The organism is Streptomyces puniciscabiei (assembly GCF_006715785.1).
Taxonomy (GTDB): domain Bacteria; phylum Actinomycetota; class Actinomycetes; order Streptomycetales; family Streptomycetaceae; genus Streptomyces; species Streptomyces puniciscabiei.
The window spans coordinates 6,111,617-6,126,040 of sequence record NZ_VFNX01000001.1 but is presented as its reverse complement, the minus strand read 5'-3'; the positions used below and the strand labels follow the sequence as shown (position 1 = coordinate 6,126,040).

The window sequence follows — 14,424 nt, the reverse complement described above, 5'->3', positions numbered from 1 at the left end:
TGCGGAGGCCTCCTGGTCTGACGCGACCTTCGAGGGCACCACGGCGCGGGTGCCCGGACGGCCTCCCCCTCTGTCATCTCAACCTGAGAGCTTCACCGGGTACGCCCCGGCTTTCACCGTCGGTGAGAGCGGGAGCCGTCGACACCCGCCCTGCTTTCCAGAGTGACCTCGTCCGTGCGGTACGTGGGCCTGAGAGATTCCGGGGAGGATTTGCTCCTTCGGCGCCTCCGAGGTGGTCGGAGGACTCTCCCGCACGGGGTCAGCAGCCGCTGTCAGCCTACCAGCGAGGTCAACGCACGGGTCCTCGAGTGGCCGCCTCCCTGAATGTGCTCTTTCGTAGTGCTTACGGATGAGTTGCGACCAAGTGGAGGGAGACGGACCGTGCAGACCGAGATCGATCCGCGCAACCTGATCGGCCGCAAGGCGTTCGACCGCAACGGCACCAAGATCGGCACCATCGACGAGGTGTACCTCGACGACGCGACCGGCGTGCCCGAGTGGGCGGCCATACGCACCGGCCTGTTCTCCCGTGACGCCTTCGTCCCCCTGGAGCCGAGCGAACTGATCGAGGGCTCCCTCCACGTCCCCTTCGACCGCGCCCTGATCAAGGACGCCCCGGACTTCGGCGTCGGCCGCCATCTCTCCCCCGAACAGGAGCTGCAGCTCTACCACCACTACGGCCTGGACGTGGCCTCACCCCCCTCGGTCCCCGACCACGACTTCGGCAAGCTGGCGGGTTCGGAGGAGACCTGAGCCTCCACACGGGCGGGCGGGCGGGAAGGATCCAAAACCAAGGGCAACGGTTCGGCGGGCTCCAGCGCTGGATCATCGACAAAAAACGTCCGCACCCGCCCCGGAGGGGACTGCGGCGTCTCGAACCGCACGGTCACCCGCCCCAGCCCACTCCCCTGCACCCAGCCGTGCCCGTACTCCGTATGCTGCACGTCCTGTCCCGCCCGCCAGTGGCGTTCCACCGGCTCCGGCCGCTCCACGACGGCCTCGACCACGGCCTCCTCCGCCGCCTCCGCCGCCCGCGAGGGCATGGCCTGCGCGAACAGGTCCTCCTGGGTGTAGTCGGCGAGCCCGGAGACGCCCACGCCCAGCAGCCGTACCCCGCCCGTGGTGTCCACGGAGTCCAGCAGCCGTGCGGCCGCCTCCCGCACGACCGCCGGATCGTCCGTGGGCCCTCTGAGCGTCTCGGAGCGGGTCAGGGTCGAGAAGTCGTACCTGCGCACCTTGAGGACTATCGTCCGCCCCGACAATCCCGCCCCGCGCAGCCTTCCCACGCACCGGTCGGCGAGCCGCTGCACCTCCAGCCCGATCCGCAGCCGGTCGTGGATGTCCACGTCGTAGGTGTCCTCGACCGACACCGACTTCGCCTCACGCTCGGCCACCACGGGCCGTTCGTCATGGGCCAGGGCCATGGCGTACAGCGCGTGCCCGTGCGCCTTGCCGAGCAGCCGGACCAGCTCGTCCTCACCCGCCTCGGCCAGCTCCTCGACCGTCGTGATCCCGGCTCGGCGCAGATGGTCGCCGGTGGCCGGCCCGACCCCCGGCAGCGTCCGCACCGGCATCGGCCCCAGCAGCGCCCGCTCGGTTCCCGCCTCGATGAGCACCAGGCCGTCCGGCTTGGCCTGCTCCGAGGCGATCTTCGCGAGCATCTTCGAGGCGGCGAGCCCCACCGATCCGGTCAGCCCCGTGACCGCCCGGATGTCCGCGCGCAGCTTGATCCCGGCCAGCCGCGCCGACTCCTCGTCCCAGGCCGTCCCCCCGGCCTCCAGATCCACGAACGCCTCGTCCAGGCTGAGCGGCTCCACCAGCGGCGACAGCTCCCGCAGCAGCGCCATCACCTGCTCGCTGATCGCCCGGTACACGGTGAAGCGCGGCACCAGATACGCGGCGTGGGGTGCCAGCCGGCGCGCCTGGGCCATGGGCATCGCCGAGTGGACCCCGAAGACACGGGCCTCGTACGACGCGGTGGCCACCACCCCGCGCGGCCCGAGCCCGCCCACGACGACCGCCTTCCCGCGCAGGCTCGGCTTGGATGCCTGCTCCACCGAGGCGTAGAAGGCATCCATGTCGAGATGCAGGATCGTGGGCGCGTTTCTCACATCTCCGATGCTGCACCACGGCACTGACAATGCCCCCGCCGCGTTGGGGGCCCGCGCGAACCGCCGGACCGGTGTCAGACCGCCCGGTTACGGCGCCGCGCCAGCTCGTCCGCGGGATTGTGGCCGACAAGGGTCTCCCCGGTGTCGATGCGCTCACCGTGCAGCTGGGAGAGCGCGCTTTCCACGTCTCGCCACACCACGCCGACGGCGATCCCGAAGATGCCCTGACCGCCCTGGAGCAGCGCGTGGACCTCGTCCGGCGAGGTGCACTCGTACACCGTGGCGCCATCGCTCATCAGGGTCATCCGCTCCAGGTCGCGGAAACCGCGTTCCCTGAGATGCTGCACGGCCGTGCGGATGTTCTGCAGCGAGACCCCGGTGTCCAGGAACCGCTTGACGATCTTCAGGACGACGACGTCCCTGAAGCTGTACAGCCGCTGCGTGCCCGACCCGTACGCGGGCCGCACGCTCGGCTCCACGAGCCCGGTGCGGGCCCAGTAGTCGAGCTGCCGGTAGGTGATGCCGGCGGCCGCACAGGCCGTGGGCCCCCGATAGCCGATCTGCTCGGACGTCATGGCCGCCGCCCCTCCGCCGTTCGGCACTGCTGTCGGCCGTTGCGGAGCGTGATCCACCGCGCTGCTGTGAACCGGGTACGGACCGCTCTCCCCGAAACCGCGCACGGGGGCACCCCCAGCCGTACCGTCGCCGCTGGTTCTCACGCCGACCTCCGTCCTTGACCTGCCTTCACGACGGTAGGCAGTCACCAGGGGTGCGTCAACGATCGCCACACTCGGCACGCCGAGTGATAATCACCCTAGGAGTGGTTTCCCGTGCCCCACCGCGGGGAAAGGCTAGCCGAATGCTTTCGGGGGAAGCCGTAGGACGCTCTCCTTGGCCGGTGGCAAATGCCCGCACACCGGGCGCCGACACGCACCGGCCGTTCACCCTCACTGGCTGCTGGTGCCGAAGTCCTCGGGCGAGATCTGGTCGAGGAACTCGCGGAACTTCTCCACCTCGTCCTCCTGCTCGTCCGGGATGGCGATACCGGCGTCGTCCAGCACCGCGTCACTGCCGTAGATCGGCGTCCCCGTCCGCAGGGCCAGCGCTATGGCATCGGAGGGACGGGCGCTGACCTCGACGCCGCTGGCGAAGACCAGCTCCGCGTAGAAAACACCTTCACGCAGATCGGTGATGCGTACTTCGGTCAGCTCCTGGCCGACGGCCTCCAGCACGTCCTTGAACAGATCGTGGGTCAGCGGCCTGGCGGGGGCCATGCCCTGCTGGGCGAAGGCGATCGCCGTCGCCTCCCCCGGCCCGATCCAGATAGGGAGGTAACGGTCGCCTCCCACTTCGCGCAGGAGCACGATCGGTTGGTTGGAGGGCATTTCGACCCGGACACCTACGACATCGAGCTCGTTCACACAGCAACCCTAGGCCGTGCCCGGGACGTTTGGGTAGTCGGGCCGGGAACAGGTGCCCGATCCGGCCGCCGGCAGCCCCTGGCGTTCACGGCAGCCGCACCCCGAGCGCGGTCTGCACCAGTGCGGCGTGCAGCTTCACCGTGAGCGCCGCCAGCTCCTTCGCCCGGGCCTCGGCATGGGCCCTGGTCTGGGGGTTGCGGTGGCGCCTCAAGGGGGCCACCACCTGGTCGACGAGTCCGGCCTCACGGTCGGCGGCCGCCTTCATCACCCGCAGGTGGCGAGGCTCGATACCGAAGCGGCCCAGTTCCGCCACGAGCGAGGCCACGGTGACCGCCTCGGCGTCGTACACCCCGTCCGCCAGCGGAGCGATGAGCCCGTACGACTCCCACTCCTTGAGGTCGCCCTCGTCGATCTCCGCGGCCGCCAGCAGCTCGGCCCTGCCGACCCGGGCCACCGTGGGCGCCGCGGCCGGCTCCGGAACGTCCTCGGCGCTGCGCTGACGGCCGACGACCGGCAGCTGGACGGCCTCGCCCCGCTCCATGGCGTCCAGATGTTCTCGGATCACCTTGAGCGGCAGATAGTGGTCCCGCTGCATCCGCAGGACATGCGCCAGGCGCTCGACGTCCCCCGCGCTGAACTTGCGGTACCCCGCAGGCGTCCGCTGCGGCTCGATGAGCCCCTCCGACTCCAGGAAACGGATCTTGGAGATGGTGACTTCGGGGAACTCGTCGCGCAGCGCATTCAGCACCGTGCCGATGCTCATCAGCCCACTGTCCCTGGCGGCGGTACCGCTTCCGGCACCGCCGCTCGGTGTTTGAAGCATGGACCTTCCCTGGGAGTCCCCCCGGACACCGGTCCGGGGGCGGGTCAGATGCCCTGCCGGCTCGCGTAGAACACCAGCCGGTACTTGCCGATCTGCACCTCGTCACCGTTCGACAGAGCGACCTGGTCGATCCGCTCGCGGTTGACGTACGTGCCGTTCAGGCTGCCCACGTCGGCCACGGTGAACGAGCCGTCCGCGTGGCGCCGGAACTCCACGTGCCGGCGCGAGACCGTGACGTCGTCCAGGAAGATGTCGCTCTGCGGATGACGGCCGGCCGTGGTCAGGTCGCTGTCCAGCAGGAAGCGGCTGCCCGAGTTCGGTCCGCGGCGCACCACCAGCAGTGCCGAGCCCATCGGCAGCGCGTCCACCGCGGCCTGCGCCTCCGGCGACAGCATCGGCACCTGGGTCTGACCGGTGACCTCGGAGTCGTAGGCCTCGAGACCGGAGATCGAGATCGTGGACGTCGTCTCGGCGGCACGCTCCGGGGCCACTCCGGGGCGCAGCGGCGCGCCACAGTTGGAGCAGAAGCGGGCGTTCTCCGCGTTGCGGTTACCGCACCTCGTACACACCAGGACCGACATCGACGGATCCTCCTGCGGCTGCCCCGCCGGGGCGTTGGACGCGTACGGGCCGGGGGCGAACCCTCCACCCGCACCTGAGGTTGACGGTTGCCCGAAACCTATGCCGCCGGACTGGGCAGGGTCAACCGACGCCCCGCCCTGACCTCCGGAAATGTCACCGCCCGGACCAGCCACCTGGTCCCGGAACAGCGGGCGCTGGCCCTCCGCGTCAGGCTGCGCGCGGTGACGGGCGGTCGCGTTGTCGCTGCCCTCTCGCGCGCTCTTGCGGAACAACTTCGCAAACAACTTCACGGGCGATTCCCCTTGACCGAAACAGACCCGCCCGTGGGGCAGGACGAACCCTGATTGCCTACACCGGCCGAGCCGGACATTCTCACAACGTCCGTATCCACCGGACAGTTTCCACCACGCACCACCCCTTCGGTGCGCCGACCCCCCGCAACCTCATGCCCCTGCCTGATGTCCCCCATGCACCGCCGGTTCACTGGGAGGACGATCGAGCGTAGTCAGGCCGCTTCGCCTGTCGCAAGGCGTCCACGACGATCTTGCCCGACTGCTGGACCGTCACCGTGGCCTGCTCCTTCTCCAGTGTCTGCACCACGCCTCCCGGGATGTTCAGCGCCGGCTCCAGATCCTGTGGCTTGCCGATGACCTTGAAACGATAGGGGGCGTTGATCTTGTTCCCATCGACGCCGACTCCGTTGTCCGAGTCCGTGAAGTAGGTGCTCGCGACCACCCGGACCCCGTTCACCTGGATCGCCTCCGCACCGGCCGCGCGCAGCTCCTGGATCGCGTCGAGCAGCATGTCCGCCTTGACCGTCCCCTTCGTGTCCTCGATCGTCATCGTGATGCCGGGACCCTGCGCCGCCACGGTGCCCGCCAGAATGCCGAGTTGCTTCTCCTTCTCGGCCGTCTGCTTGCGAGCCTCCGCCGCCTGGTCGGAGCTGCTCTGCAGTTCCTGGCGCTGCTTCTCGAGTCCCTGCTTCTCGTCCTCAAGACGCTGAGTACGCGAATCCAGTTCATCGAGGATGCGAACAAGATCCTCCTGGCGTGCGCCGCGCAGCGCGCTGTCGGTGTCGCTGTTGGAGGCCACCTGCACCGCCAGGCCGAAGCCGAGGCCGAACAGCAGCACGGCGACGATGAGTTGGGCCCGGGTGAACCGCGGCGGCCACACTCCCTTGATCAGCCGCTGCCGTCCGGTCAGCTGCCCTTCGGCCTGCTGCTCCCGCTCCGGTGCCCGCGCGGGTACCTCCTCGGGCAGTTCCCTGCGCAGCCTGTTCTCCGGCTCGCCCGCCTTCTGCGGGGACTCCGGCGTCTCCGGCGTCTTCTGCTGCTCCGGCTGCTCGTCCGGCTCGTTCTGCTCGTTCTGCTCGCTCATCGATGTCACGCCCGGAACACGTGCCGCCGGATCGCCGCGGCGTTGGAGAAGATCCGGATGCCGAGGACGACCACGACACCCGTGGACAGCTGCGCACCGACGCCCAACTTGTCACCCAGGAACACGATCAGCGCGGCGACGACCACGTTCGACAGAAACGACACCACGAAGACCTTGTCGTCGAAGATCCCGTCGAGCATGGCCCGCAGACCGCCGAACACGGCGTCCAGCGCCGCGACGACGGCGATCGGCAGATACGGCTCGACGACCGCCGGAACCTCGGGCCGGACCAACAGGCCGGCCACGACTCCCACGACGAGGCCCAGTACGGCGATCACGATGTGCCCTTCTCAGTCTTCTCGGTGCCCGGCTGTGCCGTGCGTACGATCACACTCGGTGCGGAGGGCAAGCGCAGGTCGCCCTCCGTGGAGATGATGGCGCGGATGCCGAAGTCCTGCTCCAGCGCGTGCAGATACAAGCCGTCCGCGCTGTTCTGGAAATCGGTGCTCAACCTGCGCCCGTCCCCCACCGCCAGCACCGTGTACGGCGGCACCAGCGGCCTGTTGTCGACCAGTATCGCGTCTCCCGCGGCCCTGATCGCGGACAGGGCGGTCAGCCGCTGCCCGTTGATGGAGACGGCCTCGGCGCCGGACTGCCACAGCCCGTTCACCACGCGCTGCATGTCCCGGTCGCGCACCCGGCCGGTGTCGGAGAATCCGGAGGTCTCCCGCGGGTTGGTCCCGCCACCACCGGAGCTGGCCTCCTTGGCGTCGTCCACGACGAGCTTGACGCCCGGACCGTGGACCGCCGTGGCGCCCGACAGCACGCCCACCAGGTCCGCCTGTGCGCTGCCGCCGCTCGACTTCAGCGCCACCCGCTGCCGCGCGCTGACGTCGTCCCGGAGCCTGTCGACCGTGCCCTCCAGCTTGTCCGCGTTCGCCGTCTCACTGTCGATGCGGTCGATCAGCTCCTGCCGCTCCTTGGCGACCACGGGCGCCGCCGCCTGCGTCTGTGCCGCCCCGACGGTCACGACCAGCGCCGCGAGGACGAGGCCGGCCGCGAGACCGAGCTTCGCCCTGAGGGTCCTGGGCAGGCCGCCCTCGCCCTGGGACTTCCTGCGGGCGGCGGCCTCGGCGTACCCGTCGTCGAGGCTGTGGTCCATGACGTTGGTGATCAACGACATGGAGGCGTCCGGGCGCTGCGACCGCGGGGGGCTGCTCCGAACGGGGGGTTGCTGCGGCATGCCGCACATCGTCGCATGTCGAGAGGAGTACCTCCGAACGGCCCCACCCGCGTGCCGGACAGGCCCCCTTGGGGGACACTTGTCCGGCACGCGCGCGTGCGGGGGTTCTGCCGTCCGGTGGTCTTGCCCCCGGCGCGTCCCCTTACCGTCCGGCGCTGTCCACGACGGCCGACCACTCGTCCAGCAGGGCCTGCGCCGAGGCGTCGTCGGGGCCCTCGGCCCACAGGTGGGTGACGGCCTCGGCCGGGTCGGGCAGCACCATCACCCAGCGCCCGTCCGTCTCCACGACCCGCACACCATCCGTCGTGTCGACGAAGCGATCCCCTGCGGCCTCGACCACCCGCCGCATGACCAGGCCCTTGACGGCCCACGGCGTGGCCAGGTCCCGCTTGAGGACGTGCGCCCGCGGGATCCGCGCGTCGATCTGGCTCAGGGTGAGCTGTGTGCGCGCCACCAGCCCGATCAGCCGTACGAAGGCCGCGGTGCCGTCGTAGACGCTGCTGAACTCGGGGACGATGAAGCCGCCCTTGCCGTCACCGCCGAAGATGGTGCCCTCCTCACCGCCGACGCGCGTGAGGTCGTCCGGCGAGGTGGTGGTCCATTCGACCTGGGTGCCGTGGTACGCGGCGACCTGCTCGGCGATCCGGGTCGTGGTGACCGGGAGCGCCACCCGGCCGCTGCGCCGCTCCGCGGCGACGAGGTCCAGCATCACCAGCAGCGCGCGGTCGTCCTCGATGATCCGGCCCTTTTCGTCCACGAGCGACAGTCGCTCGCCGACCGGGTCGAACCGGACACCGAACGCGGCCCCCGAGGACGCCACTATCTCGCCCAGCCGCACCAGCCCCTTGCGCCGCATCTCCTCGGTCTCCGTGGGCCGGGACTCGTCCAGACCGGGGTTGATGGTCAGGGAATCCACGCCCAGCTTGCCGAGCAGGCTGGGCAGCACCAGGCCGGCACTGCCGTTGGAGGCGTCTACGACGACCTTCAGGCCGGAATCGGCGATCCCGGTCGTGTCGACGTTCCGCAGCAGCGATCCGGTGTACGAGTCGAAGACGCTCGCCGGGAAGTACAGGTCACCGATCTCACCGGGGAACGCCCGCCGGTACTCCTGCCGCGCGAACACCCGGTCCAGCTTGCGCTGGCTGCCCTGGGACAGGTCGGCGCCGTTGCCGTCGAAGAACATGATGTCGACCGAGTCCGGCACACCCGGCGAGGTCCGGATCATGATGCCGCCGGCACTGCCACGCGCGGTCTGCTGCCGGGCCACGGGCAGCGGTACGTTCTCCAGGTCGCGTACGTCGATGGCGCTGGCCTGCAGGGCGGAGATGACCGCCCGCTTGAGCGCACGGGCGCCTCGGGAGTGGTCGCGGGCCGTGGTGACCGTGGAGCCCTTCTTGAGGGTGGTCGCGTAGGCGCCGGCCAGCCGCACGGCGAGTTCCGGTGTGATCTCCACGTTCAGGATGCCGGACACACCACGGGCACCGAACAGATGGGCCTGGCCCCGGGACTCCCAGATGACGGACGTGTTGACGAAGGCGCCGGCCTCGATGGTCTTGAACGGGTAGACCCGGACGTTGCCCTGAACAATCGATTCCTCACCGATCAGGCACTCGTCACCGATGACCGCGCCGTCCTCGATCCGCGCGGCACGCATGATGTCGGTGTTCTTGCCGACGACACAGCCACGCAGATTGCTGTGCTGCCCGACGTACACGTTGTCGTGCACCACGGCCTTGTGCAGAAACGCCCCGCTCTTGACGACGACGTTCGAGCCGACGACGGTGTGCTCCCGGATCTCCGCGCCGGCCTCGACCTTCGCGTAGTCGCCGATGTACAGCGGCCCGCGCAGTACGGCATCGGCGTGCACCTCGGCACCTTCCGCCACCCACACTCCAGGGGAGATCTCGAAGCCGTCGATGTCGACGTTCACCTTGCCCTCGAGAACGTCGGCCTGGGCCTTCACATAGCTCTCGTGGGTGCCGACGTCCTCCCAGTAGCCCTCGGCGACAAAGCCGTAGATCGGCTTGCCCTCCTTCATCAGCTGCGGGAAGACGTCACCGGACCAGTCGACCGGAACATCGGGTTCGACGTAGTTGAATACCTCGGGCTCCATGACATAGATGCCCGTGTTGACCGTGTCGGAGAAGACCTGCCCCCAGGTCGGCTTCTCCAGGAAACGCTCGACCTTGCCTTCCTCGTCGACGATGGTGATGCCGAACTCCAGCGGATTGGGCACCCGGGTCAGACAGACCGTGACCAGCGCGCCCTTCTCCTTGTGGAAATTGATCAGCTCCGTGAGGTCGAAGTCGGTCAGGGCATCGCCGGAGATGACGAGGAAGGCATCGTCCTTCAACGCCTCTTCGGCGTTCTTGACGCTTCCGGCGGTACCGAGTGGCTTCTCCTCATTGGCATACGTGAGCTCCATTCCGAGCTCTTCGCCGTCGCCGAAGTAGTTCTTGACGAGCGATGCCAGGAACTGGACGGTGACAACGGTCTCGGTGAGCCCGTGCCTTTTGAGCAGCCGCAGCACGTGCTCCATGATCGGGCGGTTGGCCACGGGCAGGAGCGGCTTGGGCATGCTAGAGGTCATGGGGCGCAGGCGGGTGCCTTCGCCTCCGGCCATCACGACGGCCTTCATGTCGGAAGCGTCCTCCTCACAAGAGACGACGGTCTAGCCGACTTCACCCGTCCAGATTGTCCCGCACTTTTCCACCGCGGGCCATCGTGGCGTAACGTCCGGACAATCGCCGAGCTCAATCGGCCATGGCGTCCGCACGGACCAAGCGGCGGACCTGTACTACGTAGAGCACTCCTGCCCACCAGTAGAGGGTTGTACCCCACCCGGCGAACGCCCATCCGAAAATAGCAGCGAGTGACGCGATCCAACCGCTCCCGTCGCTGAGAAGCAGCAGGGGGAAGGCGTACATCAAGTTGAAGGTGGCTGCCTTCCCGAGGAAGTTCACCTGGGGCGGCGGATACCCGTGCCGGCGGAGGATGCCCACCATCACCAGAAGCATCAGCTCCCTCGCGAGCAGGAGGGCGGTCAGCCAGAGCGGCAGGATCTCCCGCCAGGTGAGACCGAGCAGCGTGGAAAGGACATACAGCCGGTCGGCGGCAGGATCGAGAAGCCGGCCGAGGCTGCTGATCTGATTCCAGCGCCGGGCGAGCTTGCCGTCCAGATAGTCACTGACCCCGCTGAAGGCCAGCACGAGGAGAGCCCAGCCGTCGCTCTTGGGGCCCCCGAACTCGGGCCTGAGGATCAACCACAGGAAGACGGGTACGCCGACGAGCCGTGCCATGCTGAGGATGTTGGGGATGGTGAGGACCCGGTCCGTCTGGACACGCGTCTCCTGGACCTCCACCCGGGGGCCTCCTGTGCGAAAAGAGCCGACGATGCCCCCTGACCTTACCTCAACGCAAAAAAGCTCCGGCCCCTGGGCAGTGCCCAAGAGCCGGAGCTGTAAAGGTAGTTCGGCGGCGTCCTACTCTCCCACAGGGTCCCCCCTGCAGTACCATCGGCGCTGTGAGGCTTAGCTTCCGGGTTCGGAATGTAACCGGGCGTTTCCCTCACGCTATGACCACCGAAACACTATGAAACTGACAACCGAACCATGCAAGGCATGGGGCTGTTCGTGGTTTCAGAACCAACACAGTGGACGCGAGCAACTGAGGACAAGCCCTCGGCCTATTAGTACCGGTCACCTCCACCAGTTACCTGGCTTCCAGATCCGGCCTATCAACCCAGTCGTCTACTGGGAGCCTTACCCCATCAAGTGGGTGGGAGTCCTCATCTCGAAGCAGGCTTCCCGCTTAGATGCTTTCAGCGGTTATCCCTCCCGAACGTAGCCAACCAGCCATGCCCTTGGCAGAACAACTGGCACACCAGAGGTTCGTCCGTCCCGGTCCTCTCGTACTAGGGACAGCCCTTCTCAAGACTCCTACGCGCACAGCGGATAGGGACCGAACTGTCTCACGACGTTCTAAACCCAGCTCGCGTACCGCTTTAATGGGCGAACAGCCCAACCCTTGGGACCGACTCCAGCCCCAGGATGCGACGAGCCGACATCGAGGTGCCAAACCATCCCGTCGATATGGACTCTTGGGGAAGATCAGCCTGTTATCCCCGGGGTACCTTTTATCCGTTGAGCGACGGCGCTTCCACAAGCCACCGCCGGATCACTAGTCCCGACTTTCGTCCCTGCTCGACCCGTCGGTCTCACAGTCAAGCTCCCTTGTGCACTTACACTCAACACCTGATTGCCAACCAGGCTGAGGGAACCTTTGGGCGCCTCCGTTACCCTTTAGGAGGCAACCGCCCCAGTTAAACTACCCATCAGACACTGTCCCTGATCCGGATCACGGACCCAGGTTAGACATCCAGCACGACCAGACTGGTATTTCAACGACGACTCCACACACACTGGCGTGCATGCTTCACAGTCTCCCAGCTATCCTACACAAGCCGAACCGAACACCAATATCAAACTGTAGTAAAGGTCCCGGGGTCTTTCCGTCCTGCTGCGCGAAACGAGCATCTTTACTCGTAGTGCAATTTCACCGGGCCTATGGTTGAGACAGTCGAGAAGTCGTTACGCCATTCGTGCAGGTCGGAACTTACCCGACAAGGAATTTCGCTACCTTAGGATGGTTATAGTTACCACCGCCGTTTACTGGCGCTTAAGTTCTCAGCTTCGCCCCACCGAAATGGAGCTAACCGGTCCCCTTAACGTTCCAGCACCGGGCAGGCGTCAGTCCGTATACATCGCCTTACGGCTTCGCACGGACCTGTGTTTTTAGTAAACAGTCGCTTCTCGCTGGTCTCTGCGGCCACCCCCAGCTCACCAAGTAAATTGGATCACCAGGTGTGGCCCCCCTTCTCCCGAAGTTACGGGGGCATTTTGCCGAGTTCCTTAACCATAGTTCACCCGAACGCCTCGGTATTCTCTACCTGACCACCTGAGTCGGTTTAGGGTACGGGCCGCCATGAAACTCGCTAGAGGCTTTTCTCGACAGCATAGGATCATCCACTTCACCACAATCGGCTCGGCATCAGGTCTCAGACACATGCAGGGCGGATTTGCCTACCCTGCGTCCTACACCCTTACCCCGGGACAACCACCGCCCGGGATGGACTACCTTCCTGCGTCACCCCATCACTCACCTACTACCAGCTCGGGTCACCGGCTCCACCACTCCGACCTCGTCCGAAGACTCAGCCGGCGGCTTCACGGGCTTAGCATCACTGGATTCGATGTTTGACGCTTCACAGCGGGTACCGGAATATCAACCGGTTATCCATCGACTACGCCTGTCGGCCTCGCCTTAGGTCCCGACTTACCCTGGGCAGATCAGCTTGACCCAGGAACCCTTAGTCAATCGGCGCACACGTTTCTCACGTGTGAATCGCTACTCATGCCTGCATTCTCACTCGTCAACCGTCCACGACTACCTTCCAGTGCCGCTTCACCCGGCAGACGACGCTCCCCTACCCATCACAGCACCCGTTGGGGCTAAAGCTGCAATGACACGACTTCGGCGGTACGCTTGAGCCCCGCTACATTGTCGGCGCGGAATCACTAGACCAGTGAGCTATTACGCACTCTTTCAAGGGTGGCTGCTTCTAAGCCAACCTCCTGGTTGTCTGTGCGACTCCACATCCTTTCCCACTTAGCGTACGCTTAGGGGCCTTAGTCGATGCTCTGGGCTGTTTCCCTCTCGACCATGGAGCTTATCCCCCACAGTCTCACTGCCGCGCTCTCACTTACCGGCATTCGGAGTTTGGCTAAGGTCAGTAACCCGGTAGGGCCCATCGCCTATCCAGTGCTCTACCTCCGGCAAGAAACACACGACGCTGCACCTAAATGCATTTCGGGGAGAACCAGCTATCACGGAGTTTGATTGGCCTTTCACCCCTAACCACAGGTCATCCCCCAGGTTTTCAACCCTGGTGGGTTCGGTCCTCCACGAAGTCTTACCTCCGCTTCAACCTGCCCATGGCTAGATCACTCCGCTTCGGGTCTTGAGCGTGCTACTACAGCGCCCTATTCGGACTCGCTTTCGCTACGGCTTCCCCACCCGGGTTAACCTCGCAACACACCGCAAACTCGCAGGCTCATTCTTCAAAAGGCACGCAGTCACGAGATGCAGCAAGCTGCATCCGACGCTCCCACGGCTTGTAGGCACACGGTTTCAGGTACTATTTCACTCCCCTCCCGGGGTACTTTTCACCATTCCCTCACGGTACTATCCGCTATCGGTCACCAGGGAATATTTAGGCTTAGCGGGTGGTCCCGCCAGATTCACACGGGATTTCTCGGGCCCCGTGCTACTTGGGTGTCTCTCAAGCAAGCCGCTGACGTTTCGACTACGGGGGTCTTACCCTCTACGCCGGACCTTTCGCATGTCCTTCGCCTACATCAACGGTTTCTGACTCGCCCTATCGCCGGCAGACGATAGAAGAGAGATCCCACAACCCCGTATACGCAACCCCTGCCGGGTCTCACACGCATACGGTTTGGCCTCATCCGGTTTCGCTCGCCACTACTCCCGGAATCACGGTTGTTTTCTCTTCCTGCGGGTACTGAGATGTTTCACTTCCCCGCGTTCCCTCCACACTGCCTATGTGTTCAGCAGCGGGTGACAGCCCATGACGACTGCCGGGTTTCCCCATTCGGAAACCCCCGGATCAAAGCCTGGTTGACGACTCCCCGGGGACTATCGCGGCCTCCCACGTCCTTCATCGGTTCCTGGTGCCAAGGCATCCACCGTGCGCCCTTAAAAACTTGGCCACAGATGCTCGCGTCCACTGTGCAGTTCTCAAACAACGACCAGCCACCCATCACCCCGAACCAACAGGCTCGAGTTCAC

Annotated in this window: 11 protein-coding genes, 2 rRNA genes and 1 riboswitch; of the genes, 1 reads left to right on the top strand and 12 read right to left on the bottom strand. The window is 66.1% G+C overall.

Going from position 1 to position 14,424, the window contains the following annotated elements; translation table 11 throughout:
- Nucleotides 1-167: 167 nt before the first annotated feature.
- A riboswitch (glycine riboswitch) is annotated at nt 168-262 on the bottom strand.
- Between the two features lie 119 nt (nt 263-381).
- Entirely contained in the window at nt 382-753 is a 372-nt protein-coding gene (locus tag FB563_RS28370) for a PRC-barrel domain-containing protein (protein WP_208766313.1), read from the top strand.
- On the opposite strand, the gene FB563_RS28365 is transcribed toward FB563_RS28370, so the two are convergent.
- The 12 genes from FB563_RS28365 to FB563_RS28310 all read right to left on the bottom strand — a co-directional run bounded on the left by FB563_RS28365 (nt 675) and on the right by FB563_RS28310 (nt 14,345).
- A complete protein-coding gene (locus FB563_RS28365) occupies nt 675-2,111 on the bottom strand; it encodes a DNA polymerase IV (protein ID WP_142218970.1) in 1,437 nt (478 codons plus the stop codon). The genes FB563_RS28370 and FB563_RS28365 overlap by 79 nt on opposite strands.
- Before the next feature lie 74 nt (nt 2,112-2,185).
- The gene (locus tag FB563_RS28360) at nt 2,186-2,830 is read right to left on the bottom strand and encodes a MerR family transcriptional regulator (protein WP_142218969.1); all 645 of its coding nucleotides are present in this window, start codon (nt 2,828-2,830) and stop codon (nt 2,186-2,188) included.
- Between the two features lie 228 nt (nt 2,831-3,058).
- Nucleotides 3,059-3,532, bottom strand: a complete 474-nt coding sequence (locus tag FB563_RS28355; RefSeq protein ID WP_053666762.1) for a bifunctional nuclease family protein — start codon at nt 3,530-3,532, stop codon at nt 3,059-3,061.
- Nucleotides 3,533-3,617: 85 nt separating this feature from the next.
- Nucleotides 3,618-4,355: a transcriptional regulator FtsR gene (ftsR, locus tag FB563_RS28350; RefSeq protein ID WP_142218968.1), complete on the bottom strand. Its 738-nt coding sequence runs from the start codon at nt 4,353-4,355 to the stop codon at nt 3,618-3,620.
- Between the two features lie 44 nt (nt 4,356-4,399).
- On the bottom strand, nt 4,400-5,227 hold the full coding sequence (locus FB563_RS28345; RefSeq protein ID WP_244329035.1) for an FHA domain-containing protein: 828 nt from the start codon (nt 5,225-5,227) through the stop codon (nt 4,400-4,402).
- Between the two features lie 190 nt (nt 5,228-5,417).
- On the bottom strand, nt 5,418-6,314 hold the full coding sequence (locus tag FB563_RS28340) for a DUF881 domain-containing protein (protein ID WP_142218966.1): 897 nt from the start codon (nt 6,312-6,314) through the stop codon (nt 5,418-5,420).
- Nucleotides 6,315-6,319: 5 nt separating this feature from the next.
- Nucleotides 6,320-6,652, bottom strand: coding sequence for a small basic family protein (locus tag FB563_RS28335; RefSeq protein ID WP_003988855.1), 333 nt, complete (start codon nt 6,650-6,652; stop codon nt 6,320-6,322).
- Nucleotides 6,649-7,497, bottom strand: a complete 849-nt coding sequence (locus FB563_RS28330) for a DUF881 domain-containing protein (RefSeq protein WP_167528514.1) — start codon at nt 7,495-7,497, stop codon at nt 6,649-6,651. The genes FB563_RS28335 and FB563_RS28330 overlap by 4 nt, the downstream gene beginning before the upstream one ends.
- Nucleotides 7,498-7,699: 202 nt before the next feature.
- Nucleotides 7,700-10,195 carry a mannose-1-phosphate guanyltransferase gene (locus FB563_RS28325; RefSeq protein WP_142218964.1) on the bottom strand — a complete coding sequence of 832 codons (2,496 nt, stop codon included), beginning with the start codon at nt 10,193-10,195 and terminating at the stop codon, nt 7,700-7,702.
- Between the two features lie 115 nt (nt 10,196-10,310).
- Nucleotides 10,311-10,919: a cardiolipin synthase ClsA gene (gene clsA, locus FB563_RS28320; RefSeq protein WP_055710653.1), complete on the bottom strand. Its 609-nt coding sequence runs from the start codon at nt 10,917-10,919 to the stop codon at nt 10,311-10,313.
- 107 nt (nt 10,920-11,026) lie between these two features.
- Nucleotides 11,027-11,143 (bottom strand): 5S ribosomal RNA (gene rrf, locus FB563_RS28315).
- Nucleotides 11,144-11,225: 82 nt separating this feature from the next.
- A 23S ribosomal RNA gene (locus tag FB563_RS28310) occupies nt 11,226-14,345 on the bottom strand.
- Nucleotides 14,346-14,424 lie beyond the last annotated feature (79 nt).